The organism is Micromonospora sp. NPDC047738, from assembly GCF_040642675.1.
In the GTDB taxonomy this organism is placed as follows: Bacteria; Actinomycetota; Actinomycetes; order Mycobacteriales; family Micromonosporaceae; genus Micromonospora.
On the sequence record NZ_JBEYSO010000002.1, the window covers coordinates 37877 to 62296 of the forward strand.

At 72.2% G+C, this 24420-nt stretch carries 20 protein-coding genes and 1 pseudogene; 15 read left to right on the top strand and 6 right to left on the bottom strand.

Going from position 1 to position 24420, the window contains the following annotated elements:
- Window positions 1–112: 112 nt before the first annotated feature.
- A complete protein-coding gene (locus ABZ783_RS03495) occupies window positions 113–1396 on the bottom strand; it encodes a glycosyltransferase (RefSeq protein ID WP_357434336.1) in 1284 nt (427 codons plus the stop codon).
- A 24-nt stretch (window positions 1397–1420) separates the two neighbouring features.
- On the opposite strand from ABZ783_RS03495, the gene ABZ783_RS03500 reads away from it, so the two are divergent.
- The 4 genes from ABZ783_RS03500 (at window position 1421) to ABZ783_RS03515 (ending at window position 6178) form a co-directional block, all read left to right on the top strand.
- Window positions 1421–2281, top strand: a complete 861-nt coding sequence (locus tag ABZ783_RS03500; protein ID WP_357434337.1) for a DNA-formamidopyrimidine glycosylase family protein — start codon at window positions 1421–1423, stop codon at window positions 2279–2281.
- Window positions 2282–2606: 325 nt separating this feature from the next.
- The gene (locus ABZ783_RS03505) at window positions 2607–4118 is read left to right on the top strand and encodes a sugar transferase (RefSeq protein ID WP_357434338.1); all 1512 of its coding nucleotides are present in this window, start codon (window positions 2607–2609) and stop codon (window positions 4116–4118) included.
- A gap of 40 nt (window positions 4119–4158) precedes the next feature.
- Window positions 4159–5382 (top strand): histidine kinase, encoded by a 1224-nt coding sequence (locus ABZ783_RS03510; RefSeq protein WP_357434339.1) that lies wholly within the window; start codon window positions 4159–4161, stop codon window positions 5380–5382.
- 34 nt (window positions 5383–5416) lie between these two features.
- On the top strand, window positions 5417–6178 hold the full coding sequence (locus tag ABZ783_RS03515) for a LytTR family DNA-binding domain-containing protein (RefSeq protein ID WP_357434340.1): 762 nt from the start codon (window positions 5417–5419) through the stop codon (window positions 6176–6178).
- Window positions 6179–6265: 87 nt separating this feature from the next.
- On the opposite strand, the gene ABZ783_RS03520 is transcribed toward ABZ783_RS03515, so the two are convergent.
- The 3 genes and pseudogenes from ABZ783_RS03520 to ABZ783_RS03530 all read right to left on the bottom strand — a co-directional run.
- Window positions 6266–7471, bottom strand: a complete 1206-nt coding sequence (locus tag ABZ783_RS03520; RefSeq protein WP_357434341.1) for a hypothetical protein — start codon at window positions 7469–7471, stop codon at window positions 6266–6268.
- Window positions 7458–7979 carry a sigma-70 family RNA polymerase sigma factor gene (locus ABZ783_RS03525; RefSeq protein WP_357434342.1) on the bottom strand — a complete coding sequence of 174 codons (522 nt, stop codon included), beginning with the start codon at window positions 7977–7979 and terminating at the stop codon, window positions 7458–7460. The genes ABZ783_RS03520 and ABZ783_RS03525 overlap by 14 nt, the downstream gene beginning before the upstream one ends.
- A gap of 60 nt (window positions 7980–8039) precedes the next feature.
- Window positions 8040–8339 (bottom strand): annotated as a pseudogene (locus ABZ783_RS03530) (Uma2 family endonuclease); the annotation flags it as partial.
- Between the two features lie 197 nt (window positions 8340–8536).
- On the opposite strand from ABZ783_RS03530, the gene ABZ783_RS03535 reads away from it, so the two are divergent.
- The 6 genes from ABZ783_RS03535 (at window position 8537) to ABZ783_RS03560 (ending at window position 19612) form a co-directional block, all read left to right on the top strand.
- Window positions 8537–8980 carry a hypothetical protein gene (locus ABZ783_RS03535; RefSeq protein WP_357434343.1) on the top strand — a complete coding sequence of 148 codons (444 nt, stop codon included), beginning with the start codon at window positions 8537–8539 and terminating at the stop codon, window positions 8978–8980.
- A gap of 1 nt (window position 8981) precedes the next feature.
- On the top strand, window positions 8982–10622 hold the full coding sequence (locus tag ABZ783_RS03540; RefSeq protein ID WP_357434344.1) for a cation acetate symporter: 1641 nt from the start codon (window positions 8982–8984) through the stop codon (window positions 10620–10622).
- A gap of 178 nt (window positions 10623–10800) precedes the next feature.
- Entirely contained in the window at window positions 10801–16599 is a 5799-nt protein-coding gene (locus ABZ783_RS03545) for a hypothetical protein (protein ID WP_357434345.1), read from the top strand.
- A gap of 5 nt (window positions 16600–16604) precedes the next feature.
- Window positions 16605–17084: a hypothetical protein gene (locus ABZ783_RS03550; RefSeq protein WP_357434346.1), complete on the top strand. Its 480-nt coding sequence runs from the start codon at window positions 16605–16607 to the stop codon at window positions 17082–17084.
- 84 nt (window positions 17085–17168) lie between these two features.
- Window positions 17169–17933, top strand: coding sequence for an ABC transporter ATP-binding protein (locus ABZ783_RS03555; RefSeq protein WP_357434347.1), 765 nt, complete (start codon window positions 17169–17171; stop codon window positions 17931–17933).
- Window positions 17918–19612 (top strand): ABC transporter permease, encoded by a 1695-nt coding sequence (locus ABZ783_RS03560; RefSeq protein ID WP_357434348.1) that lies wholly within the window; start codon window positions 17918–17920, stop codon window positions 19610–19612. Before ABZ783_RS03555 ends, ABZ783_RS03560 begins: the two co-directional genes overlap by 16 nt.
- A 100-nt stretch (window positions 19613–19712) precedes the next feature.
- On the opposite strand, the gene ABZ783_RS03565 is transcribed toward ABZ783_RS03560, so the two are convergent.
- Window positions 19713–19910 carry a DUF397 domain-containing protein gene (locus tag ABZ783_RS03565; RefSeq protein ID WP_357434349.1) on the bottom strand — a complete coding sequence of 66 codons (198 nt, stop codon included), beginning with the start codon at window positions 19908–19910 and terminating at the stop codon, window positions 19713–19715.
- On the bottom strand, window positions 19907–20692 hold the full coding sequence (locus ABZ783_RS03570; protein WP_357434350.1) for a helix-turn-helix transcriptional regulator: 786 nt from the start codon (window positions 20690–20692) through the stop codon (window positions 19907–19909). Before ABZ783_RS03570 ends, ABZ783_RS03565 begins: the two co-directional genes overlap by 4 nt.
- 194 nt (window positions 20693–20886) lie before the next feature.
- On the opposite strand from ABZ783_RS03570, the gene ABZ783_RS03575 reads away from it, so the two are divergent.
- The 5 genes from ABZ783_RS03575 to ABZ783_RS03595 all read left to right on the top strand — a co-directional run bounded on the left by ABZ783_RS03575 (window position 20887) and on the right by ABZ783_RS03595 (window position 24412).
- Entirely contained in the window at window positions 20887–21129 is a 243-nt protein-coding gene (locus ABZ783_RS03575; RefSeq protein WP_357434351.1) for a hypothetical protein, read from the top strand.
- 140 nt (window positions 21130–21269) lie between these two features.
- The gene (locus tag ABZ783_RS03580; RefSeq protein WP_357434758.1) at window positions 21270–22025 is read left to right on the top strand and encodes a flavin reductase family protein; all 756 of its coding nucleotides are present in this window, start codon (window positions 21270–21272) and stop codon (window positions 22023–22025) included.
- Window positions 22026–22048: 23 nt separating this feature from the next.
- On the top strand, window positions 22049–22261 hold the full coding sequence (locus tag ABZ783_RS03585) for a hypothetical protein (RefSeq protein WP_357434352.1): 213 nt from the start codon (window positions 22049–22051) through the stop codon (window positions 22259–22261).
- A gap of 131 nt (window positions 22262–22392) precedes the next feature.
- Window positions 22393–22761, top strand: coding sequence for a DUF485 domain-containing protein (locus ABZ783_RS03590; RefSeq protein WP_357434353.1), 369 nt, complete (start codon window positions 22393–22395; stop codon window positions 22759–22761).
- Window positions 22739–24412 carry a cation acetate symporter gene (locus ABZ783_RS03595; protein ID WP_357434354.1) on the top strand — a complete coding sequence of 558 codons (1674 nt, stop codon included), beginning with the start codon at window positions 22739–22741 and terminating at the stop codon, window positions 24410–24412. The genes ABZ783_RS03590 and ABZ783_RS03595 overlap by 23 nt, the downstream gene beginning before the upstream one ends.
- Window positions 24413–24420: the final 8 nt, after the last annotated feature.

The following is a 24420-nucleotide window of genomic DNA, read 5'->3' on the forward strand; positions in this document are numbered from 1 at the left end:
GGGCGGGTGCAGCACTCCCCGAGCGGGCACCCTTCGCCGGTTACGTTGAGTGAGACCTGGGCGACCACCGAGGCGGATCACATTCGGTGATGACCCACGGAGGTCCGCAGGATCAGCGGTCCCCGGCGATCGCCGTCCGACTCCGCGCGACATCCGCGTAGATGTCGATGAGGCGCTTGGTGACCACGTCGGGGTGGAAGGTGCGCTCGTAGCGGGCCCGGGCCGCCGGGGCGAGCCGCGCCGCACCGGCCCGCGCCACCGGCAGGGCGGCGGCCAGCGCGGCCGGGTCCGGGGCCACCACCCAGCCGGCCTCGCCCACCTGGACACCGTCGGGGATGGCCGGGCCAGCGGAATCCCCGGCGACGGCGGAGGCCACCTCGGCCGGCCCGGTGCCCGCGGGCTCCCGTGGGGTGTCCGCGCCGACCAGGTACGGGATCCCGCCGAGCGCGGTGCCGAGCACCGGCCGGCCGCTGGCCAGCGCCTCGATGATCACGGTCGGCAGCACGTCGTGCCAGGTGGAGGTCGCCAGCACCACGGCGCTCGCCTCGATCGCGGCGCACACCCCGGCCCGGTCGAGCTGGCCCAGGTAGACCACGTCGGGGCGGTCGGCAGCGGCCGCCTCGGCCAGCGGGCGCAGCTCGCCGTCGCCGGCGATTCGCAGCGTGCCCAGGGCCCCCACCGGATGCCGTCGCCACGCCTCCAGCAGCAGGTCGAGCCCCTTCTCCGGGGTGAGGCGGGCCATGAAGAGGAACCCGTCGCCGAGCGGCGCCGGCGTACCCGGGTCGGGGACGGCGTTGGGCTTGACCACGATCCGCTCGTCCGGGATGCCGTAGTCCCGCAGGTGGTCGGCGACCGCGGTGGTGAGCGCGATGAACCGGTCCACCGACCGCCAGGTCGGGCGGTGCACGGCGAGGGTGGTGGCCATCAGGGCGCTCTGCGCCCGCGAGCCCCGGTAGCAGCGATGCACGATCGCCGGCACGCCCAGCGCCCGCCCTCGGCAGTCCTGGCAGATAACCCCGTCCCGGAAGTAGAGCCCGGAGGAGCACACCTGCCGGTAGTTGTGCACCGTCTGCACCACCGGCACGCCGCGCTTGTGCGCGGTCCGCACCACCCAGGGCGAGAGCAACGGGTACGGGTTGTGCAGGTGCAGCACGTCCGGACGGTGCTCGGCGAGCAGCCGGTCCAGGTCCTGCTGGGCCTGCGGCGCCCAGATCGGCGAGATCGGCAGCAGCGCCTTGGCCGGCTTCGACATGGTGGGAATCTCGTCGGAGCTGCGCAGGAACGGCAGCACCTCCACCCCGGCCGCGGTGAGCTGGGCGATCTCCGCGTCGACGATCGTGTTCTCGCCGGAGGGCTGGGCTTCCCGGTACCGGTTGTGCGCCACCACGATTCTCACGGGAAAGAAGGCTACCGTTGTACGGTGCCCGAACTACCGGAGGTGGAAGCGCTCGCCGGCTACCTGCGCGAGCGGGCGGTGGGCCGGCGCGTCGAGCGCGTCGAGGTCGCCGCGATCAGTGCCCTGAAGACGTACGATCCGCCGCCGAGCGCGGTGGCGGGCAAGGCGGTGGTCGGCGCGGGCCGGCACGGCAAGTTCCTGGACGTCCGATTCGACGGCGGGCTGCACCTGGTGGTCCACCTGGCCCGCGCGGGCTGGCTGCACTACCGGGAGGCGTTCCCGTCGACCGCCCCGCTGCGCCCCGGCAAGGGCCCGATCGCCCTGCGGGTACGCCTCGACGACGGCTCCGGCTTCGACCTGACCGAGGCCGGCACCCAGAAGAAGCTGGCCGCGTACCTGGTGACCGACCCGGCGCTGGTGCCCGGGGTGACGAAGCTGGGCCCGGACGCGTTCGACGCCGACCTGGCCACCTTCGCCGAGCGGATACGCAGCCGGCGGGGCCAGGTCAAGGGGGTGCTGACCGACCAGGCGGTGCTGGCCGGGGTCGGCAACGCGTACTCGGACGAGATCCTGCACGCGGCGAAGCTGTCCCCGTTCGCGATCACCGACCGGCTCACCGACGACCAGCTCGCCACGCTGCACGCGGCGACCCGCGCGGTGCTCGGCGACGCGGTCCGGCGCTCGATGGGCCAGCGGGCCGCCGAGCTGAAGGGGGAGAAGCGCTCGGGCCTCAAGGTGCACGCCCGGACCGGGCTGCCCTGTCCGGTCTGCGGCGACACCGTCCGCGAGGTCTCGTTCGCCGACTCCAGCCTCCAGTACTGCCCGACCTGCCAGACCGGCGGCAAGCCGCTCGCTGACCGAAGGTTGTCACGCCTCGTACGGTGAGTAATCACACGGGACGACTACGGAGAGGAATCGGCCGCGGATCGCCGAACGTCCCACTCGCGCCTCTACCGGGGCCGCCATCCATCGGTATAGTGGCTCGGTCCCCGGCTTCACAACCGATACGGAGCCGGCCAGATCCCCACGAGCACCGACGGACGGCATCTCCCTCCGGGGGGCCGTCCCGACCGGGCCCGCGTGGGAGACTGGGACGGTGGGCGACCCGGGTCCTCACGGCGAGTGAGGGCGCGTGTCATGCGGGAGGACATGGGTTGAGGTGACGACAAGCCTCCAGCGCCCGGTAACCAACACAGGCCGGAGCAAGAGCGTGCGGCACGTCGACAGCTTCGAGATCCAGCCGCCGACTCCGCCGTCGCACAACGGCGTACCCCGGTCGGCGTGGGCCCGCGCCCGTCGCCGGGTGTCCCGCTGGCACCGCCCCTACACCGCGATCCTGCTCCTGCTGGACTTCGTCGCAGTGGTGGCGGCCGACTGGATCGCGCAGAGTGCCTTCGGCCAGGCCCGGGCCGGCTTCTACAACGCCAAGGAAGACCCCACCTGGTTCTACACGGTGGCGTTCCTGCTGCTGCCGCTCGGCTGGTTGATCATCCTCTGGGGCAACCGGGCATACGATCGGCGCTACCTGGGCCTGGGGCCGGACGAGTTCAAGCGGGTGATCCGTGGTGGTGTCGCGGTCGCCGCGACGGTCTCGTTCATCGCGTTCGCCACCAAGACCGACCTTTCGCGTTACACGGTCGGCTTCGCCCTGCTCGGGGCGCTGGTGCTGATCCTGCTGGAGCGCCTCGTCGCCCGTTTCCTGCTGCACGTCGTCCGGAGCCGGGCGGGTCAGGCCGGGCATCGGATGGTGCTGGTCGGCACCCTGCCGGAGTGCCTGGAGGTCTACACCACGGTCACCCGCAGCCCCGGGGCCGGCCTGGTGCCGGTGGCCATCCACCTGACGGACGGGTATGCCGCCGCGCGCGGCATCGAGACCCCGGTGCCGGTCTACGCCGGCCGGGACGTGCTCGCCCTGGTCCGGGAGGTCGGCGGGGACACCATCGCGGTCTGCGGCTCGGCCAGCGCCGAGCCGGGCGAGCTGCGCCGGCTGGCCTGGCAGCTCGAGGGCTCCGGCGTCGACCTGGTGGTCGCGCCCCAGCTCACCGACATCGCCGGCCCCCGGGTGCACATCCGCCCGATCGAGGGCCTGCCGCTGCTGCACGTCGAGGAGCCGACCCTGTCGGGCCCGGCGCTGCTGGTCAAGAACCTGATGGACCGGATGGCCGCCGGGCTGGGCCTGGTGCTGCTGATCCCGCTCTTCCTCGCCATCGCGGTCGCCATCCGGATCTCCGACCCCGGGCCGGTCTTCTTCCGGCAGCCCCGGGTCGGGCACGAGGGGCGGACCTTCCGGGTCTGGAAGTTCCGGACCATGTACACCGACGCCGAGGAGCGGCTGGCCAGCCTGGTCGACCAGAACGAGACCGACGGCATGCTGTTCAAGATCAAGCAGGATCCGCGGGTGTTCCCGGTGGGCCGCTTCCTGCGCGCCTCCTCGCTGGACGAGCTGCCCCAGCTGATCAACGTGCTGTGGGGCGAGATGTCGCTGGTCGGGCCGCGTCCGCTGCCGGCCGACGACGGTGACTTCCTCGGCGACGTCCGCCGCCGGCTGCTGGTCCGGCCGGGCATCACCGGGCTCTGGCAGGTCTCCGGTCGCTCCGACCTCTCCTGGGACGAGGCGGTCCGGCTCGACCTCTACTACGTCGACAACTGGTCGCTGGCGTACGACCTGAGCATCCTGTGGCGGACCATCGGGGTGGTGGTGGCCCGCAAGGGCGCGTACTGACCCCTTGGCGGGCGGCCGCCGAGCCGCGAGGATCTGGGCCGTGGGTGGCAACCTCTCCGCCGTCTTCGGCGTCGTCTCGCTGGTCACCGCGCTCGCCGCGGCACTCTGGGCGGTGCTGCGGCTGCGCGCCCGGCGGGGCATCGCCACGGCCACCCAGCGGGCCACCTACGAGGTGCTGCACACCGCCGGCCTCGCCGCCGAGCCGCTGCGGGCCGGGTTGAGCAGCACGGGCGCGGCGAAGGCCGTACGCCATCTGCGGGCGCTGGTGGGCGCGGCCGGGCTGGCCCTGACGGACCGGGAGGCCCTGCTCGCCCTCGACGGGCGCGGCGCGCACCACGGCGACCAGTTGCTCGCGGCGGCCCGGCGGGCGGCGTCCGCCGGGCGGTCGACCGTGCTGCGGGAGTCGGAGCTGCGCTGCGACCTGGTGGACTGCCCGGTGCGGGGCGCGGTGGTGGCGCCGCTGAGCGCGGACGGCCGGGTGGTCGGGGCGCTGGTGGCGATCGCCGACGAGCAGCCGGCCCCGGGGCTGGTGCAGGCGACCCTGGAGACCGCGCACTGGGCCGGCGACCAGCTCGCCCTGGCCGAGCTGGACTCGTCCCGGGAGCGGCTGGCCCGGGCCGAGGTACGCGCCCTGCGCGCCCAGATCAGCCCGCACTTCATCTACAACGCGTTGACCGCGATCGGCTCGTTCGTCCGGACCGACCCGGAGCGGGCCCGGGAGCTGATCCTCGAGTTCGCCGAGTTCACCCGGTACTCGTTCCGGGCGCACGGCGAGTTCACCACCCTCGCCGAGGAGCTGCGCTCGATCGACCGGTATCTGACCATCGAGCGGGCCCGGTTCGGCGACCGGCTCCAGGTGCGCCTGCAGATCGCCCCGGAGGTGCTGCCGGTGACCCTGCCGTTCCTCTGCCTCCAGCCGCTCGTGGAGAACGCGGTCCGGCACGGGTTGTCCCGCAAGCCGGGCACCGGCATGGTGAGCATCGAGGCCCGGGACGCGGGCGCCGAGTGCCACATCACGGTGGAGGACGACGGAGTGGGGATGGATCCGACCACGCTCACCGCCGGCATTGCCGAGCTGGCCGCCGCGGGCGGCGACCCGACCGACGACGCGGGGCAGCACGTGGGCCTGTCGAACGTCGACGAGCGGCTGCGGTCGGTCTTCGGGGACCGGTTCGGCCTGACCGTCGAGACCGGCCTGGGCTCGGGTACGAAGGTGAGCATGCGGGTGCCGAAGTTCCATCCCGGGGTACGGGCGGGTTCGTGAGCGAGCGCGGCGAGCGAACGGCGGGGTCAGCGCAGTGACGGCATCCGGTTTTCTCAGGGTGCTGGCGGTGGACGACGAGCCGCCGGCGCTGGACGAGCTGGCGTACCACCTGCGGGCCGATCCCCGGGTGGCCCGGCTGCACACGGCCGGGGACGCCACCGAGGCGCTGCGGGTGCTCCGCGACGCCGACGTGGACGTCGTCTTCCTGGACATCCGGATGCCCGGGCTGGACGGGATGGAGCTGGCCCGGGTGCTGCGGCGGTTCGCCCGGCCGCCGGCGATCGTCTTCGTCACCGCGTACGACGACGGCGCGGTCGACGCGTTCGACCTGGGCGCCACCGACTACGTGCGCAAGCCGGTACGCGCCGAGCGGCTGGCCGAGTCGCTGCGCCGGGTGATCGGCTCCCGGGTGGTGCCGTCGCACCCGGCGGCCCTGGCCCGGGCGGAGGAGGACCCGACCATCCCGATCGAGCTGGCCGGGACGACCCGGATGCTGCCCCGCTCGGCGGTGCGCTGGGTGGAGGCGCAGGGCGACTACGCCCGGCTGCACACCGCGGACGCTTCGCACCTGGTCCGGGTCTCGCTGGCCACCCTCGCCGAGCGCTGGGCGGACGCCGGTTTCGTGCGGATCCACCGGTCGTACCTGGTGCAGTTGAAGCTGATCGCGGAGCTGCGGCTGGTCAACTCGGGCTACGTGGTGGTGATCGACGGGACGGAGCTGCCGGTCAGCCGCCGGCACACGCGGGAACTGAAGGACAAGCTGGTCCGGGCGGCGAAACAGGACTGGAACCGCTGAAACGGCGCTCGGCCGTCCGGCCGGCACGGCGAGCAACGCCCGGTCCGGCCGCGGCGGCACGGCCGTTCGGCCGCGCCGCCGCGCCAATCAGAGGGCGAGGTCGAACTGGGTCCAGGTACGCCCGTCGCGGGTGAGGACGAAATGGTCCGGCTCGCCGTTCGACCCGTCGTACCGGCCGAAGAGCCAGGCATAGCCGGGGGCGACACTGACCGAACCGACGGGCCAGCCCTTCCCCCGCGCCACCGTGAAACTCCGTCCGTCGTCCCGGCTGACCAAAACTTCGGCCGAGTGGCTGTCCTCCGGGCCGGTCTGCGTGATCGCCAGCAGGGACCCGTCCGTCCCCACCGTCAGGTCCCAGTGCGGTCCCTCCGGCAGGTCGGCGCCGGTGGCGGTCCAGCTCGCCCCGCCGTCCGTGGTCCGCGCCAGCGTGGTCGAGCCGGCCGGGGACGACATCAGCTGGTACCCCTCCCGGTCGTCGACCCCCACCAGCGCCAGGAGGCTCGTACTGTCCGGTGGCTGCCAGGTCTTCCAGGTCGCGCCCCGGTCGGCGCTGCGGGCCCCGGTGGTCGCCGCACCACCTGCCCGGTACGTCGCCCAGATGGTGCCATCCGGAGCCGGGTAGAGGCTGAACAGCTGGAGCGGCGACGGCGGCTCGCCTGTGAGCCGGTAAACCTTGCCGGTCGACGGGTCCACCGCCAGCGGCTCATTCATCGCCCCGCAGCCGAACTGGCAGAAGACCGGCCGGGCTGCCGCCGGAAACGCGCGCACCCCCACGATCGCCCGGTCCGCGTCATGCCACGTACGGCCGTAGTCCGTTGAGAGGCGGAGCAGTCCACCGTCGTCGACCAGATACGACCGGTCACCGAGCACGGAGTACTCCAGTTTCTCCGCCGTCTCGGTGGAGCCACGCTTGCATCTGGTGGCCTGGTACCGGGCCGCGTCCCAGTCGGACCAGGTCCGGCCCCCGTCGTCGGTGCGCGCGAAGCGGAGTAGACAGCTGTCGATGCGCACGTCCACCCCCGAGGCGGGACCGGTAAGCGTGAAGTCGCCGGGGTTGCCAAACAGGGTGGGACCGGGCGATGGCCTGTCCGGCACCGCCGGCTCATGCTGCTCTGGCGGGGACACCAGCGGTACGACCGCCATCGCGGCCAGCGCGGCCAGGGCCGTCGCCGCTAGCGCGACCGACCGGTGCCGGCGGGAGCGGGCTACAGCACGCAACTCATCGAGGGGCGGCTGCCGAACGGCGTCTGTCATGGTGTCGATGTCGAAGCCGGAGAACTCACGATCGGACATCGGTCCTCCTGGTGCTCGTGCTGCCAGTGACGTCGGAGTCGCTGAGCAGCGCTGCCAGAGCCTGCCGCCCACGGGAGAGGCGGGACTTCACCGTGCCGGCGGAGACGCCGAGGGTTGCCGCGACCTCGTCGACCGGCAGGTCGACGAGGTAGTGCAGGGCCAGCGCGTGTCGCTGCCCCTCGGGCAGGTCCCGCAACGCCGCCAGCAGGGCCAGGTGCTCTGGCGAGCGATCGGCGACGGCGGGTGGCGGACCGATCCGGAGCAGCAACCGGTCCAGCACGCGTCGCCGCCGGTGCCGGCTGCGAGCCACGTTCACCGCGACCCGCCGCAGCCACGCCTCCGGGTTGTCAAGCCGGGCGAACCGTCCGGGCGCCGTCAGAGCCCGGGTGAACGCCTCCTGGACCGCCTCCTGTGCCTCACTCAGATCCCCGGTCACCGCGTAGATCTGGACCACCAGCCGGCGGAAGCAGCCAGCGTAGAGCTCGGAGATCAATTCACCGTCGGACACCGTCACCTCCCCTCTCCACCTCTCCCACTCGCGGGCGGGGACGAAGGTTCCGGGACGCGCTCAGAAGATGTCAGCGACCGGGAGGACAAGCGGGAACGGCTGATCCGTTCGGAGGACTTCCGCCGCGCCGAGGACGGCCGTCTCCCGGTAGCCGCCGACGTGCTCCAGCACGGTCAGCGTCTGCTTCCGTGGCTCCACCAGCCAGTAGCGGGGGATGTCGGCCGCAGCGTATTCGTGGCGCTTGAGCACCAGGTCCCGGCCGGCGTTGTTCGGCGAGATCACCTCGACCACGAGGAGCACATCAGCCGGGTCGAGCGCGGCACCGCTCCGGTCGAGGGCGTCCTCCCGGGCCACGAAGAGATCCGGTACGGGTCACCGTCACACCTCCTCCCTACCCGACCACCCTGACATCCCGCCCCGTCGTCCACAACGAACCCACCGTCATCCACCGGGTTGTCCACAGGAGTGACGCGTTCTCCACAAGTTGTCCACAGGCCGGTGCGACGGACGCCTCGCGGAACCTTGACATTCGCGGTGATCAGGCGAGACTGCCGGAGATGACCGGAGCGGACGATCGGGGCGTTCCGGGGCGGCCGGCTGCCGCTCCGGTGCCGGCCCCGCGCGCGGCCGAGCCGCCCCGGCGTACCCGGATCGTGCTGGCCGAGGTGTCCCGCTCGGGCAGCCGGGCGGACCGCACCCGCTCCGAACTGACCCAGCAGACCCGGGTCGGCGAGGCGCTGGTCCGGGGGCTGGTGCGGGCCCAGCTCGCGCTGGCCCTGCGGCTCAGCCTGCTGGTGCTGATCGGGCTGGGCGGCCTGCCCTGGCTGTTCGCCATCGCACCCTCGGTCGGTCGGGTCACCGTGCTCGGGGTCAACCTGCCGTGGCTGCTGCTCGGGGTGGCCGCGTTCCCGTTTCTGATCGCGGTCGGCTGGGCGTACGTGCGGCTGGCCGAACGGAACGAGCAGGACTTCACCGACCTGGTCCAGCGGCCGGAGCGCTGAGATGGGCAACGGGTACGTCGTCCCGGCCATCGTGGCGGTCACCCTGGTCACGGTCGGGATCGGCTTCTACGGGCTGCGGCTGGCCCGCACGACCTCCGACTTCCTGGTCGCCTCCCGGGCGATCAGCCCGACCTGGAACGCCGCCGCGATCGGCGGCGAGTACCTGTCGGCGGCGAGCTTCCTGGGCGTGGCCGGCCTGATCCTCAAGTACGGCGTGGACGTGCTCTGGTACCCGGTCGGCTTCGCCGCCGGCTATTTGGCACTGCTGCTCTTCGTGGCCGCCCCGCTGCGCCGCTCGGGGGCGTTCACCCTGCCGGACTTCTGCGAGGTGCGGCTCGGCTCGCGGCGGCTGCGCAAGCTGGCCACCGTCTTCGTGATCTTCATCGGCTGGCTCTACCTGGTGCCCCAGCTCCAGGGCGCCGGACTGACCCTGGCCACGGTCGCCGGCTCGCCGTACCCGGTGGGTGCGCTGCTGGTCGCCGTGGTGGTGACCGCGAACGTGGCGCTGGGCGGGATGCGGGCGATCACCTTCGTCCAGGCCTTCCAGTACTGGTTGAAGCTGACCGCGCTGGCCGTACCCGCGATCTTCCTGGCGTTGCAGTGGCAGGCCGACGCCCGCCCGGCGGTGACCCCGCCCGACGGGCCGGCGTTCCGGACCGCGACCACCGTCGTGGTCGAGCACCGCGCGACCCTCACCTTCCCCGACGGCGACGTCCGGGAGGTACGCCCCGGCGACCGGCTCGACTTCGCCGCCGGCGACCCGGTGCCGGAGGTCTCCGGTACGGCCACCGACGCGGCGGACTGGCTGCTGCCGGACACCGCCGGGGACGACGACCGGGGGCTGTTCGCGACGTACTCGCTGATCCTGGCCACCTTCCTCGGCACCATGGGGCTGCCGCACGTGCTGGTGCGCTTCTACACCAACCCGGACGGCGCGGCCGCCCGCCGGACCACCCTGGTGGTGCTCGCCCTGGTGGGTGTCTTCTACCTGCTGCCCACCATCTACGGCGTGCTGGGCCGGATCTACACCCCGCAACTGCTGGTCACCGGCCAGACCGACGCGGTGGTGGTGCTGCTGCCCGGGGCGGTGCTCGGCGACGGGCAGGTCGGCCGGCTGCTCGCCGCGCTGGTCGCCGCCGGGGCGTTCGCCGCGTTCCTCTCCACCTCATCCGGGCTGCTCACCAGCGTGGCTGGGGTGATCTCCACCGACGTCCTCGGCCGCGGCTCGGTACGCGGCTTCCGGCTGGCCACGGTGATCGCCGGCGGGGTGCCGGCGGTGCTCGCGCTCAATCTGTCCGGGCTGGACGTCTCCCAGGTGGTCGGGCTGGCCTTCGCGGTGGCCGCGTCGAGCTTCTGCCCGCTGCTGGTGCTGGGCATCTGGTGGCGCGGGCTGACCGACCTGGGCGCCGCCGCCGGGGTGCTGGTGGGCGGCGGTGCCGCGATGGGCGCCGTGCTGCTCACCGTGCTGGGTCCGCCGCTGACCGGTTGGCCGGCCACGTTGACCACCCAGCCGGCCGCGTGGACCGTGCCGCTGGCGTTCACGGTGATGGTGGCGGTCTCGATCGCCACCCGGCGGCGGCTCCCGCCCGACGTCGGCACCACCATGCTCCGCCTGCACGCCCCGGAGGCGCTGCGGCTCTGAGCGTGTCCAGGCCTGAGCGGGTGGCGCATCGTGACGATCGCGCTGGGCGAACGGCACGGACGCAGGGGGCTCTGCCGTCAAGTGGCGGAGATGTCCGAAACCCGATTAATCAGTGGACATATTTCGATGTCACAAGAAAGGCTTGTCGCATTTATCGCCACCCGGGGGAGGCGTCCTCATGCGCAGCCGCGCAAGGCTCGGCCGTACGTTCCTGACCACCGCCGCCGCTATCGCCCTGTTGACCGGCCAACTCGCCGTACCAGATCCGGCCCGGGCGGAGCCCGGCCCGGGGGCACCGAAGCCCGGCACGGCAACCGCGAAACCCGACCCGACCACGCCGGACGGCACGGCCCCGGACCCGAACGGGCCGTCGCGTACCGCGATCATGCCGCAGCTCGACCAGGTGCCGCCCGTCAACCCGGCACCCGGCTCGGTGCGGGTCGACCGGGGGCCGTCCGCCGCGCTGACACCGATCGCCCCGCTACCCGCGGTCGATCCGGCCGCCGGGACGGTCGCCATCGACCGGGCCCCGGTCGTGCCGGACCCGCCGGTCCGGCCCGCGCCGCTCACCCTGCCGCTGCATCCGGGCCAGGAACTGGTCGACGCCACCGCCGCGGATGCCATCACCACGCTCGACCGGGCCGGGCGGCTCCACCCGGACCGCACCCCGGACCTGGACGCCCGCAAGCTCCAGCCCCAGGTCTCCTCGGCCCAGTTCGTCGATCCGGCGCAGCCGGTCACACTGGAAGCGCTGATCACGGCTCTCGCCAGCGGAAACATCCCGCCGCCCCTGCCGGTCGACCCGCTGGCGCTGCTCGAGCAGCTGCCCGACGGCATTCCGCGCATCACCTACCGGATCTGCTCGGAGTCGGCCACCAAGACGGTGTCCTGCTCGCTCACCCTGCCGCTGGCCGTACCCGCGATCGTGGACGTGACCGGCGACGGCACCCCGGACGTGCTGGCCGACCTGCTGCCGGTGGCGCTGCCCGGCGACGTGGTCGCCGCGGTGCGCCAGCTCCTCGAGGTGCAGTCCGCCCTCAAGGCGGCCCAGGACCGCCTCGCCGTCGTCCTGGAGCTGCTCAAGGACCCGCTCCAGGTCATCCTCCATCCCGAACTGCTGCTCGAACGGCTGCGGTTGCAGGACCTGATCGCGGATCTCCAGGCGCAGCTGGCGGACAAGCTGGAGGCCCTGCTCGACCTGATCAACGTCGGCGTCGCCCTGCTGGCGCTCCGCCTGCCCACCAGCGAACTGGCCGGCCAGCCGCTGCCGGCACACGTCTGGGCCGTCTACGACATCCCCGGCCACCAGCGGCTCTCGGTCGGCTTCGACGGGCTGCGGCGCGGCACCACCCTGCCGACCGGCACGTTGGGGCTGTTCACCTTCAACCCGGTGACCCTGCTGCGGGGCGTGTACGACATCCAGGCCCGGCTGCTCCAGGGCGGTGCCGGCGACGCGCTCGCGGTGACCGCCGGGCTGGCCTCGGTGACCGACGACAGCGCGGGTGACCCGTACCAGCCGACGGTGGCGAGTGCCCGCTTCTCCCCCGTACCGTCGATCTTCTCGGCACGGGCCCGGATCGATCCGGGCAGCGACACCACCGACCAGCACGTGCTGGTGGACTCGACCAGCGACAAGGCCACCCAGCTGGACGTCCAGGTGCTCAGCAACCGTGACGGCGTCGACGAGTTCACCCAGCTCGTCGTCGACGAGCTGCCCACCAGCGTGTCCGTCGAGCTGACCCGGCCACCGGGCGGGAAGGCCACCCTCGCCTACCGGGCGTCCGCCGGCATCGACCGGGTGCTCTTCGCCGACTTCGGCTACCAGCCGGCGGGCCTGGTCAACGCGGTCCAGGCCAGCGCCGAGGCGATTCCCACCTCGTTCGACGCGGCGTTGGCGAACACCGACACCGGGGTCGACCTCGACTACACCGCGAGCAGCCAGCTCGCCGCGCTGGACGTCGCCGTGTACGACAAGGCCGGCGGCCTGGTCGGCCGGGGCTCGCTGCGCAAGCTGCCCACCGAGGTGACCCTCACCGCCGACACCGGCGCCAGCCACGTGACGTTCAACGGCGCCCAGCCGCTCGGCTCCGGCACCGTGGCCATCTCGCGCAACCTCGGCGCGTTCGCGCCGTACGACAGCGACCACGCGACGCTGGTCACCGCTGGCACCGCGCTGGGCGTCTCCGCCCGGGTCACCGGAATGCGGCAGGTCGACGCCTACTACGACGGGCATCCCCGGCTGACCACCACGTTCGATCCGGGCGGCCAACCCTTCGTCGCCGCCGGTGACCTGGACGGGCTGCACAAGGCCCGGCTGGAGCTCTCCAATCTGCCGGCCACCGCGTCGCTGGACGTGGACACGGCGGCGCGTACGGTCGCGTACCAGACCAGCTCGGTGATCCACCGGGTGTTCGCCGCGTACACCAACACGGCCGCCGGGCCGACCCTGTTCGCCACCGTCACCGAGCTGCCCGAACGGATCAACCTCTCCTACGACCTGGGTGACCGGCCTCGACTGCGGTACGAGGCGACCAGCCGGGTGCAGAAGGTGGAGGTGTTCGCCAGCCCGGCGCACGTGGAGACGTTGCGCCCGCAGCAGGACCACTACCTGTCGGCCGCCGCGGCCGGGCTGGCCACCACCATGGACTTCCTGCTGGACCTGCCGGCCCGGCACCTCGACGGCACCCAGTCCGATCCGCTGACCAGCCTGGCGGCGGTGGTCCGGTTGCCGTCCGGTGGCCGGGACTGGACCGCGATGGCCGACCTGACCGGCGTGCCGGCCCGGTTCGACGCCGACTTCGCCGAGGGCACCTATCGGTTCCGGGGCCTGTCCGGGCCGCTCGGCGGGGCCCGGCTCGCGGTCACCAACCACGGCGGCCAGGTCGCCCCGACCGGGCTGCACCTGGGCGTGCACTACCGGCAGGTCACCGGTGACCTGGACGGCAGCGTGTCGGTGCGCAACCTGTCCTGGGTGGAATACGCGCGCGACGGCGGCGGGCAGACCTTCCGGCTGGACACCGACACCGGCGGCGATCCGGTGTTCGTGGACGCGGACGTGCTGCTCGCCGCGAACGGCGTGGACGACACCCAACTCTCCGCGGTGGCCCGGGTGGACGGCCTGCCGAACACCATCCGGTCCACCTTCGCCGACGGCCGGCTCAGCTACACCGCGACCGGCCACCTCGGGCTGACCATCGGGGTACGGGTGGGCAAGGTGGGTGCGCTGGCGGGCCTGGGCGCACCGCTGTTCGCCAACGGGGTGGCCCTGGTCGGCAACGGCTGCGACACCGGCAACGGCTGCGCCAAGGACGAGAGCGTCTTCTGCACGGTGTTCGCCCGCTGCCTCGGGCTGGTCGGCACGGTCCGGCTGCCCGGGCTGCCGAGCAACCTGGCCGTGGACACCCGGGCGCGGACGGTGGTGTTCACCGGCTACCGGCCGCCGGCCGCGCCGTTGCAGGCGTATCTGCGTCTGGCCGGGCTGGTCGACAGCCTGCCGGACGTGCGGGCCCTGGCCAGCCTCTCCGGGTTGCCGGCCGAGCTGGACATGACGGTCGGCCCGGTCGAGGTCGCCGGCGGCTCGATCGACTTCCGGTACACCGCTTCGGCACCGCTGGGCAGCCTGCGCTTCGACGCCGACGTGACCACCACCGACCAGACCTTTCCGGTGGTACGCGGCCGCGCCACGATCGGCCGGCTGCCGGCCACGATGCACGTCAACGGCACGATCGGTGACCGGACCACGGTGGCGGTCCGCAACTCGGCCGCGGTGGACTCGATCGGGCTCACCGTGACCAACGCCAGCACGGGTTACCTGACCGCGTCGGTGACCGGCGTGCCGGCCACCGTGGACGCGCTGGTCGACCTGCCGGCCCGGCACGCCGAGACCACCATGTCGGCGCCGATCTCGGCGATCTCGTTCCTGGCCCACGTGCCGTACGGGGGCCGGACCTGGTCGGCGTTCGCGGACGTCCGCGGCGTACCGGCCCGGTTCGACGCGGACTGGGGCAACGGCACGTACGCGTTCCGGGCCGCCGAGGGCAGCTCGCTGGGGAGCGCGGCGTTCGCGGTGACCAACCACGCGGCCGCCCTGGCACCGGCCGGGTCGCACCTGGCCACCCACTACGACGAGGTCACCGGCAACATCGACGGCAGCGCGTCGATCACCGGACTGCAGGACGCCGAGTTCGGTCATTCCGGTTCGTCGGTCACGGCCAGCTACCACGCGCAACGGCAGACCATCGCGCTCGACGGCGACGTACGGCTGGCCGCGGGCGGCGCGCAGGACGTCCGGCTGGGGGCACTGGGCCGGCTCGGGCCGATTCCGGGCACCATCACCTTCAGCTCGAACGGCGGTGTGATCAACTACGCCGCCGACGCGACGCTGGACGTGGAGACGCAGTTCTGGCTGGGCAAGGTGGCCGCGCTGGACGGGCTGGGGGCGCCGCGCTACGCCAACGGCGCCTCGGTGGTGGACCGGAGCTGCACCGTCGGGCCGGGCTGCGCCAACCAGGGCCCGTTCTGCGTGGACGGGAAGTGCTTCGGGTTGACCGGGATCATCAACGTCTCGGGGCTGCCCAGCCGGGTGACCGTCGACCCGACCACCCGGAGCTACTCGTTCGCCGGCTACCAGCCCCGATCGAACAAGTTGACCCTGTACGTCGACGACTCGGTCTTCGTACCGTCGCCGCCGGACCGGATCAGGGCCGAGGCGACCCTGACCGACCTGCCGTCCGGGATCAACTTCACCCTCGGCCCGATCGCCCTCACCGACACGCTCAGCATCAAGTACGACTCGGACGTGGCCTCGGCCGGCATCCTGGACGTGCACGCCCAGGCCGACCAGGTGCCGAAGTTCGACTCGACCAGGGCGCTGGCCCACCTGGACCCGATCCCCGGTGGCCTGGAGGTGAGCGGCAAGGTCGGCTCGCCCACCTCGGTGCGGGTCAAGAACTCGACCGTCATCGACAACCTGTCGATCAAGGCCACGGGCACCTTCCGCAATGACCCGGCCACCGGCCAGGTGCAGCTGCGCGACGTGCCCACCGACATGACGTTCAGCGCCCGCGGATTCGGCAACGCCGAGGGAGACAACCTGCCCACGGTGGACTACACGGCGAACGACGGGCGGGACACCCTCGACATCGACGTCGAGGTCGAGGCGAATCTGGTGAAGAAGACCGACGACTTCGAGGCCGGGCCCGACGATCTCGAACTGCACATCACCAACCTCGGCCACCGGACCACTGTGGAACTCGCGCCGGAGACCCAGGTCGTCACCATCACGTCCGTACCGAAGACCGACGAACTGCAGATGGTCGGCAACCTGCACCTCTCGGTGTCGAGGAAGGAGATGGACCTGGAGTTCTTCAACTGCTTCGGCCTGGTCCGCGGGTTGTTCACCGGACACGCCGAGGTGCGGGACAGCTGGATCAGCGACATCACCTTCAACCTCACCGACATCCAGGCGGCGACGCTGCGGCCCGGCAACGTCCGCACCGACCTGCCGTTCGGGCTGCCCCGCGAGTTGGGCTACCTGTTCCTGGCCTTCGACGGCACGTTCGGTCAGGCGACCATGTCGATGGCCGGCGTCCATCTCGATCTCGACATCGACCTGCTGCTCCGCATCGACAAGATCGTCGGGCCGGACTTCTTCAAGCAGGACCTCAAGCTGGTCGGGTTGTACGACAGCGTCGACTACCATCGCTACGATCTGCAGCAGCCCAGCAAGGTGACGGTCGAGGTCAGCACCTGGGGCATCCCGCTCGCCGAGATCGTCCTGGCGATCTGGCCCGGCCTGGCGGAAAAGTCCCGTAACGGGGTGACTGTGCCCGGCGGCCGGCCGAGCGTGGTGACCATGCTCGACCCGGGAGACGACGTGGACGACTACATCTTCGACCTGCTGGCGTACGCCGCCTGGCCGTTCGACGGCGAGCACGCGCCCAAGCAGGAGAACACCGGCGACGGCGGGGCGTGCTGACCGGCATGCCGACCGCGAGCCGTCGGCGAGTCACCGGGCTGCTGGCCCTGGTGCTCGCCGGCGGCCTCGTCGGTCCGCTCAGTGGCTGTTCCGACGGCTGCGCCGACACCGTGCTCCAGGTGTCGCCGGTCGAGGTCGACGACGTGACCGCCCCGCTCACGGTCAGCGCGCGGCTGACCCGGGACGGCAGGCCGGTCGCTGGGGTCACCGTCAAGCTGGCGGTGACGGTGGTGGGCCCGAACAACGCACACAGTGAGGCACTGTTCCACGCCACCACCGACGCCGACGGCCGGGCGAGCGTGACCCGGCCGGGCGGCGTCGCCCGGCTGTCGCCCGTCAACCACCAGGTGACCGAGTACAGCGCCTACTTCCAGCCGATGAACAAGATCGACGGGGAGCGCCTCTGCTGGTCGAGCGTGTCGGCGCCGATCACCTGCCGCACCGCGGCCGGCACCGGCCCGTGCCCGGTCCGGACGGCGACCTGAGGGCGCCAGGTACGGCTGGGGGATGACGCCGAATCATCCTCCGGCCGGAGCGGCGCCTGGTCCGGGCCGGATACGGTCTGGTTCATGAGCGATCAGCACCCCGCGTTGTCCCTCCGTGGCCTGGCCAAGCGGTTCGACACCAAGGTCGCGGTCGCCGGGGTCGACCTGGACGTGCCGGCCGGCTCGTTCTACGGGCTGCTCGGCCCGAACGGGGCCGGCAAGACGACCACCCTGTCCATGGCCGTCGGCCTGCTGCGGCCCGACGCCGGCCAGGCCCAGGTGCTCGGGTACGACGTGTGGGCCGACCCGGTCCGCGCCAAGGGTCTGCTCGGCGTGATGCCCGACGGGGTACGTCTCTTCGACCGGCTCAGCGGCGCCGAGCTGCTGGCGTACCACGGTCTGCTGCGCGGCATGGACCCCGCGGTGGTCGACCAGCGGGCGGCGGAGCTGCTGGACGTGCTGGCGCTGGGCGACGCCGGCCGCACCCTGGTGGTCGACTACTCGGCGGGCATGAAGAAGAAGATCGGCCTGGCCTGCGCGCTGCTGCACGGCCCCCGGCTGCTGGTGCTGGACGAGCCGTTCGAGGCGGTCGACCCGGTCTCCGCGGCGCTGATCCGGGACATCCTGCACCGGTACGTGACCGGCGGCGGCACGGTGGTCTTCTCCAGCCACGTCATGGAGGTCGTCGAGCGGCTCTGCTCGCACGTGGCGATCCTCGCCGAGGGGCGGATCAAGCTGGTCGGCACGCTCGACCAGGTACGCGGCGAGCGGTCCCTGGAGGAGGTCTTCGTGGAGGTGGTCGGCGGGCGGACCGCGACCGGCGAGGAGCTGTCGTGGCTGTCCCGGTGACCGCGCCCGCCGAGCCGGTCCGGCAGGTCTCCGCCCGGCACTTCGTCCGGCTCAAGCTGCGCGTGCTGGCCAACAACTTCCGCGGCCAGGGCTGGCGGATCGCCCTCTTCGTGGTGGGCGTCGTGATCGGGCTCTGGTTCGCCGCCGGCGGCTTCTTCCTCCTGGCCGCGCCGGGCCTGGCCGGCGAGTCCCGGTACGCGCTCATGATCGCCGCCTTCGGCGGCGGGCTGCTGGTGCTCGGCTGGCTGCTGCTGCCGCTGGCCTTCTTCGGCGTGGACGAGACCCTGGACCCGGCCCGGTTCGCGCTGCTCCCGCTCTCCCGCCGCGCCCTGGTCACCGGCCTGTTCGCGGCCGCCCTGGTCAGCGTCCCGGTGCTGGCGACGCTGATCGCGGTCACCGGGCTGGTGATCACCGCCGGCGCGCTGGGCGGCTGGCCGGCTGCCCTGGTGCAACTGGTCGGGGTGATCGTCGGCCTGCTGCTCTGTGTGGCCGCCGCCCGCGCGGTGACCAGTGCTTTCGCCACCATGCTGCGCTCCCGCCGGGTACGCGACCTGGCCGCCGTGCTGCTCGCGGTGCTGGCCGCCCTGCTCGGGCCGTTGCAGATCGCGGTGCTTGCCGCCGTCCGCCGGGCCGACTGGGACCAGTTGACCGGGACGGCCCGGATCGTCGGTTGGACCCCGTTCGGGGCGCCGTGGACCGCCGGGATCGACGTGGCCGAGGGCCGGGCCTGGGCCGCCGGGCTGAAGCTGCTGATCACCGCGCTGGCCATCGGCGCGCTGCTGCTCTGGTGGTCGCGCTCGCTGGAGTCGGCGATGGTCGGCGCGGTGAGCGCCGGGCCGTCCCGGGACCGGCGCGGCACGGTCGGCGCGGCGGTCGCCCAACTCTTCCCGCGGGCGGCCGGCTGGGCCCGGCGGGACCGGTTCGGCGCCCTGGTCGCCCGGGAGGCCCGGTACTGGTGGCGGGACGCCCGGCGGCGGGCCAACCTGATCACCATCGCGGTGGTCGGCATCTTCGTGCCGGTGATGGTCAACGTGGGCGGCGCCCGGTTGGCCGTGGAGGGCGGGCAGGCGTTCGGCGAGGTGACCGCGGACTCGTCGCCGGTGCTGGTCAGCCTCTCGCTGGTCTTCGTCGGGGTTGTCGCGTCGCTCACCGTGGCAAACCAGTTCGGCTTCGACGGCAGCGCGTACGCGGCCAACGTGGTGGCCGGCGTGCCGGGGCGGCTGGAACTGCGCGCCCGGATGACCGCGTTCGCGATCTACGTGGTGCCGCTGCTCGTGGTGGTCGCGGTCATCCTCGCCGCGCTGCTGCGACACCCGGGTTGGCTGGGCGTGATGGCCGGCGCGCTGTTCGCCGCGTACGGCAGCGGGCTCGCGATCAACGCGTTCGTCTCGGTGCTCGGCGCGTACGCGCTGCCGGAGACGAGCAACCCGTTCGCCATGAACACCGGCGCCGGGGTGGCGAAGAGCTTCCTTGCCCTGCTGTCCATGATCGCCTCGACCGCCGCGGCGGTGCCGATGGTGGTGGCGGCGGCACTGTTCGGTGACCTCTGGCTCTGGCTGGCCCTGCCGATCGGCCTGGCGTACGGGTTGGGGGCCGCGCTGCTCGGCTCCTACCTGGCCGGGGACGTGCTGGACCGCCGCCTGCCGGAACTGCTCGCGGCGGTCACGCCCCGCCGCTGACCGTACTCGCCGCCCGAAGATCGCGCTCGAACCGGGAAGTAGTGGCCTCCCACGCCGTCCAAGGCCACTGTTTCCTGGTTCGGGCGCGATCTTCGGCCAGTCAGTTCGGGTGGCCGGTCCGGAGAGCGGCGACGAGGGAGCGCCAGGCGTCGGGGGAGAAGGAGAGAGTCGGGCCGGACGGGTCCTTGCTGTCCCGGACCAGCACCACCCCGGGCAGATTGTCCGCCACCTCGACACAGTTGCCGCCGGAGTCGGTCGAACGGGACGACTTGCGCCAGCAAGGCTCGGCGATGGTCATGGCGTCACCTTCAACTTCCGGATCAGATCCAGCGAGGCTCCCGTGGACAGCGCTTCGCCGAGGAGGCTATCCCACTTCCGCTCGATCAAGCCGATCGTCTCGGGGTCGTCGACGACGTGGCCCCGGGCAGCATTCTCCAGGTAGAGCACCTGGTCAGCGTCCGGCAACTCGGCCAGCACGAAGCCGCCACCGAGCCCCGCGTGCTCGCCCACGGCCAACGGAATGACGTGCAGGCGCACAGACGGAAGCTCGGCCACCTCCAGTAGCCGCCCCAGTTGAGCGTCGAGCACCGGCGGTCCGCCCACCGGCCGCCGCACGGCGGTCTCGTCCAGCAGGAAGACGAAATGCGGCGGCTGGTCACGGTGCAGCAACTGTTGACGCTCCATCCGGACAGCCACCAGTTCGTCCACCATGGCCGGTGGATGGAGGCCACCGGTGGAGATGACCGCCCTCGCGTAATTCTCGGTCTGGAGCAGACCGGGCACCACGCACGCCTCGAAGGCTCGCAACCGCGTCGCCTGCTGCTCGTAACCCCGCCAGGGCACAAACCACGACGGCCCACGCTCCTGGTCGGCGGCTTTGAGCAGTTCGGCGAGGAGGCCGCCGGTGCCGAGGGCCTGGTCGGCGGCGACAGCGAACTCCATGGTCGGCCGTCGACGGCCGGTCTCGATCGCGGCGATCGTGGACGGACTCCACTTGATCAGGGCGGCCAGCCCTTCCTGGGAGACGTCCGCACCGGCCCGGGCGGCCTTGAGCGCCCGGATCCACATCTCGATGTTCATCCTTACCTCTCCGGTAAGTACGTGACCGCGCTGCGTAGTAAGCCCTGGCATCCTCCCCTGCCGACGCTGCCGAGTCCAGGGTGGAGACACGCGGCCCGGCTGGTGGAGGCGACGACCCGGCGGCCGGTCCTGCGCCGGTCGCCCCGGCCATTCCCCCGGCCGGGGCGACCTCGTCCGACCAGAGGAGGCACCCGATGTTCGCCCTGTTCCGCCGCTGCCGGAACGCCGCCGCGCACGCGTACCGGAAAGTCCTGCCGCCACCCCCGGCCGCCACCCGGCCGTACCCAGCGGTCTCGCCACCCCCGGCGGCGGCCTCGGCCCGGCCGAACGCCGCGCCGGCCTGGGCGTCCCAGCCGACGGTGGCCTTCCCGCGACCGGGCCGGGCCGGCTGGCTCACCCCGGCGCAGACGTGGCGGGCGAACGGCGGCCGCTGGTGATCATCAAGCAGATCTTGGTAGGGAATGGCCCCTGGAGGGGCCGGTTTCGTCCAAGATCTGCCGGAGCACTCGGGCGTGGACTGCGCGAGGATCGCCGCGACCGGGAAGGTTGAGTGGCGGTGAGGCCGGGGCATTTGCCGATGCGGCCGCTGTGGCGGTGTCGGGCGTGTGGCGCGCACTGGCCGTGCCAGCCGGCCCGGCTCGCCCTGCTGGTCGAGTACCGGCACGACCGGACGGCGTTGCTGGTGTATCTGGGTGGGCTGATGGCCGAGGCCGGCGAGCAGCTCTCCCGGCTGAACGGTCACGACCACCCTGGCGACCTGCACGAGCGCTTCCTCGGTTGGGCGCGGGCCCGGGGCGGCACAATGTTTCACGTGAATCCTGAGCCGGGTGCCGAGATCCACCACACCGACCCGTTCGCCGTGCCGGCCGGGCAGCGTTCCCCGGCCCGCCGGCTGCGGGGTCGGCTGGCCGCCCCGGTCACGCTCTGGACGGCATCCGGGCCGGCAGGACTGACGGTCTCGTCCACCCTGGTCGCCGAGGGGGAGCCGGACCGGCTGCTCGGGCTGATCGACCCGGAGTCCGACCTGTGGGCGGCCGCGGAGGCGGCGGGGCGGTTCGCGGTCGCGCCGCTGGGTCCGCCGCACCGGCAGCTCGCCGACCGCTTCGCCGGCCTCTTCCCGTCCCCTGGCGGCCTCTTCGCCATCGGCTCCTGGATCGACACTCCGTACGGACCGGTCCCGGCCGACGCGGGCGCGTGGGCCGGCTGCCAGCTCGACAGCTCCCGAGAGTACGGCTGGGGGCTGCTGGTCGAGGCCACCATCGAAACGGTCGAGCTGGCCGAGGAGACAGCCCCCCTGCTTCATTACCGGGGCCGCTACCACGAGCTGGGCTGACCGGGACGCGCCTGCTCGCCGACGTGGCGGCGTCCAGGCACCCGCGATACCGCCAGATCCCCGACCCGACGATCTCCGGCCGCCAAGCGCACCAGGACGCCGACGTGGCGGTGTCCGGGCGCCCGGGATGCCGCCGGATCGGCGAGCCGGAGTCGATCAAGCGGCCTGCGGACCTGGAGTCGATCAAGGCGCCCGGGTCGGAGATCAGGCGACAGCCGGTGACCGGAGTGACCTGAGTCACTCGGCGCAGGGGGGCGACCGTTCGGCGCAGCGGGTGACCGGGGTCGGTCTGCGCCTTCCCCGGTTGGGAGCGCGCTCTCTACCGTGCGCGAAACTCCCCCACGCCTGCGAAGGTGGTGATCCACAGATGTCCACGGACACACCCGCGTCCGCACCGGCCGAGTCCCCGGCGGAGCGGTATCTCGCCGTACAGCGGTCGGACGAGTTCGCCGGGTTGCGGCGCGCGCTGCGCGGCTTCGTCTTCCCAATGACCGTCGCGTTCTTCCTGTGGTACGCGCTCTACGTCATCCTCTCCGCGTACGCGCGGGGCTTCATGGGCACGAAGCTCTTCGGGAACGTCAACGTCGCCCTGGTCTTCGGCCTGCTCCAGTTCGTCTCGACGTTCGTCATCGCGTGGCTCTACGCCCGGTTCGCCGACCTGCGGATCGACCCGGTCGCCGACCGGATCCGCGCCGAGATCGGGGAGGTGACCCGTGACGACTCTCCTCGCGGCTGAGGCGGGCAGCACCACCGCCCGCAACCTCACCATCACCCTCTTCCTGGTCTTCGTGGCGATCACGCTGGCGATCACCGTCTGGGCCAGCCGGCAGACGAAGACCGCCACCGACTTCTACGCCGGCGGCCGGTCCTTCTCCGGCTTCCAGAACGGCATGGCGATCGGCGGCGACTACATGTCGGCGGCGTCGTTCCTCGGCATCGCCGGCATCATCGCCCTGTACGGCTACGACGGCTTCCTCTACTCGATCGGCTTCCTGGTCGCCTGGCTGGTGGCGCTGCTGCTCGTCGCCGAACTGCTGCGCAACTCCGGCCGCTACACCATGGCCGACGTGCTGGCGTTCCGGATGCGCCAGCGCCCGGTGCGGACGGCGGCGGCGGTCTCCACGATCACCGTCTCGATCTTCTACCTGCTGGCCCAGATGGTCGGCGCGGGCGCGCTGGTCGCGCTGCTGCTCGGCATCAAGCCGGGCACCACCTTCCTCGGCATGGACGCCGACACCGCGAAGGTCGCCACCATCATCCTGGTCGGCGCCCTGATGATCATCTACGTCACCGTGGGCGGCATGAAGGGCACCACGTACGTGCAGATCGTCAAGGCGTTCCTGCTCATGAGCGGCGCCATCGTGATGACCCTGCTGGTGCTGGCGCACTACAAGTTCAACCTGTCGTCGCTGCTGGGCGACGCCGCCGCCGCCTCCGGCAAGGGAGACGCCTTCCTCGAACCGGGCCTGCGGTACGGCGTCGAGAAGGCCGGCGACGCGACGCAGACCTTCTACAACAAGATGGACCTGCTGTCGCTCGGCATCGCGCTGGTGCTCGGCACGGCCGGCCTGCCGCACATCCTGATCCGCTTCTACACGGTGCCGACGGCGAAGGCGGCCCGCAAGAGCGTGCTCTGGGCGATCGGCATCATCGGCACCTTCTACCTGCTCACCCTGGCCCTGGGCTTCGGCGCGGCGGCGATGGTGGGCGGCCAGGCGATCACCGCGCAGGACAAGGCCGGCAACACCGCGGCGCCACAGCTCGCCGAGGCGCTGGGGATCAAGTTCCTCGGCGGCGACCTGGGCGGCGCGACCCTGCTGGCGATCATCGCGGCGGTCGCGTTCGCCACCATCCTGGCCGTGGTCGCCGGGCTCACCCTGGCCTCGTCGTCCAGCCTGGCGCACGACTTCTACGCCAACGTGGTCAAGGACGGCCAGGCGTCCGAGCGGCAGGAGGTGAACGTCGCCCGGATCTCCGCCCTGGTGATCGGCGCGATCTCGATCGTCCTATCGATCTTCGCGCAGAGCCTGAACGTGGCCTTCCTGGTGGCGCTGGCCTTCGCGGTGGCCGCCTCGGGCAACCTGCCGGCAATCCTCTACAGCCTGTTCTGGAGGCGGTTCAACACCTCCGGCGCGGTCTGGGCGATCTACGGCGGCCTGCTCGCCGCCGTGGTACTGGTCTTCTTCTCCCCGGTGGTCTCCGGGGCGCCGACGGCCATGTTCCCGGACCACGACTGGCACTGGTTCCCGCTGTCCAACCCGGGCATCCTCTCGATCCCGTTCGGGTTCCTCTGCGGCTGGATCGGCACCCTGCTGTCGAAGGAGCACGACGAGGAGAAGTACGCGGAACTGGAGGTTCGTTCCCTCACCGGAGCGGGCGCGCACTGACGCCACAA

What these genes read in the sequence shown, in the direction of transcription:
- ABZ783_RS03570 (WP_357434350.1), bottom strand. Translation starts at nt 20,692, where the DNA reads ATGAACATCGAGATGTGGATCCGGGCGCTCAAGGCCGCCCGGGCCGGT.
- ABZ783_RS03565 (WP_357434349.1), bottom strand. Translation starts at nt 19,910, where the DNA reads ATGACCATCGCCGAGCCTTGCTGGCGCAAGTCGTCCCGTTCGACCGAC.
- ABZ783_RS03540 (WP_357434344.1), top strand. Translation starts at nt 8,982, where the DNA reads ATGGGCAACGGGTACGTCGTCCCGGCCATCGTGGCGGTCACCCTGGTC.
- ABZ783_RS03590 (WP_357434353.1), top strand. Translation starts at nt 22,393, where the DNA reads ATGTCCACGGACACACCCGCGTCCGCACCGGCCGAGTCCCCGGCGGAG.
- ABZ783_RS03535 (WP_357434343.1), top strand. Translation starts at nt 8,537, where the DNA reads ATGACCGGAGCGGACGATCGGGGCGTTCCGGGGCGGCCGGCTGCCGCT.
- ABZ783_RS03580 (WP_357434758.1), top strand. Translation starts at nt 21,270, where the DNA reads ATGCGGCCGCTGTGGCGGTGTCGGGCGTGTGGCGCGCACTGGCCGTGC.
- ABZ783_RS03520 (WP_357434341.1), bottom strand. Translation starts at nt 7,471, where the DNA reads ATGTCCGATCGTGAGTTCTCCGGCTTCGACATCGACACCATGACAGAC.
- ABZ783_RS03555 (WP_357434347.1), top strand. Translation starts at nt 17,169, where the DNA reads ATGAGCGATCAGCACCCCGCGTTGTCCCTCCGTGGCCTGGCCAAGCGG.
- ABZ783_RS03545 (WP_357434345.1), top strand. Translation starts at nt 10,801, where the DNA reads ATGCGCAGCCGCGCAAGGCTCGGCCGTACGTTCCTGACCACCGCCGCC.
- ABZ783_RS03575 (WP_357434351.1), top strand. Translation starts at nt 20,887, where the DNA reads ATGTTCGCCCTGTTCCGCCGCTGCCGGAACGCCGCCGCGCACGCGTAC.
- ABZ783_RS03550 (WP_357434346.1), top strand. Translation starts at nt 16,605, where the DNA reads ATGCCGACCGCGAGCCGTCGGCGAGTCACCGGGCTGCTGGCCCTGGTG.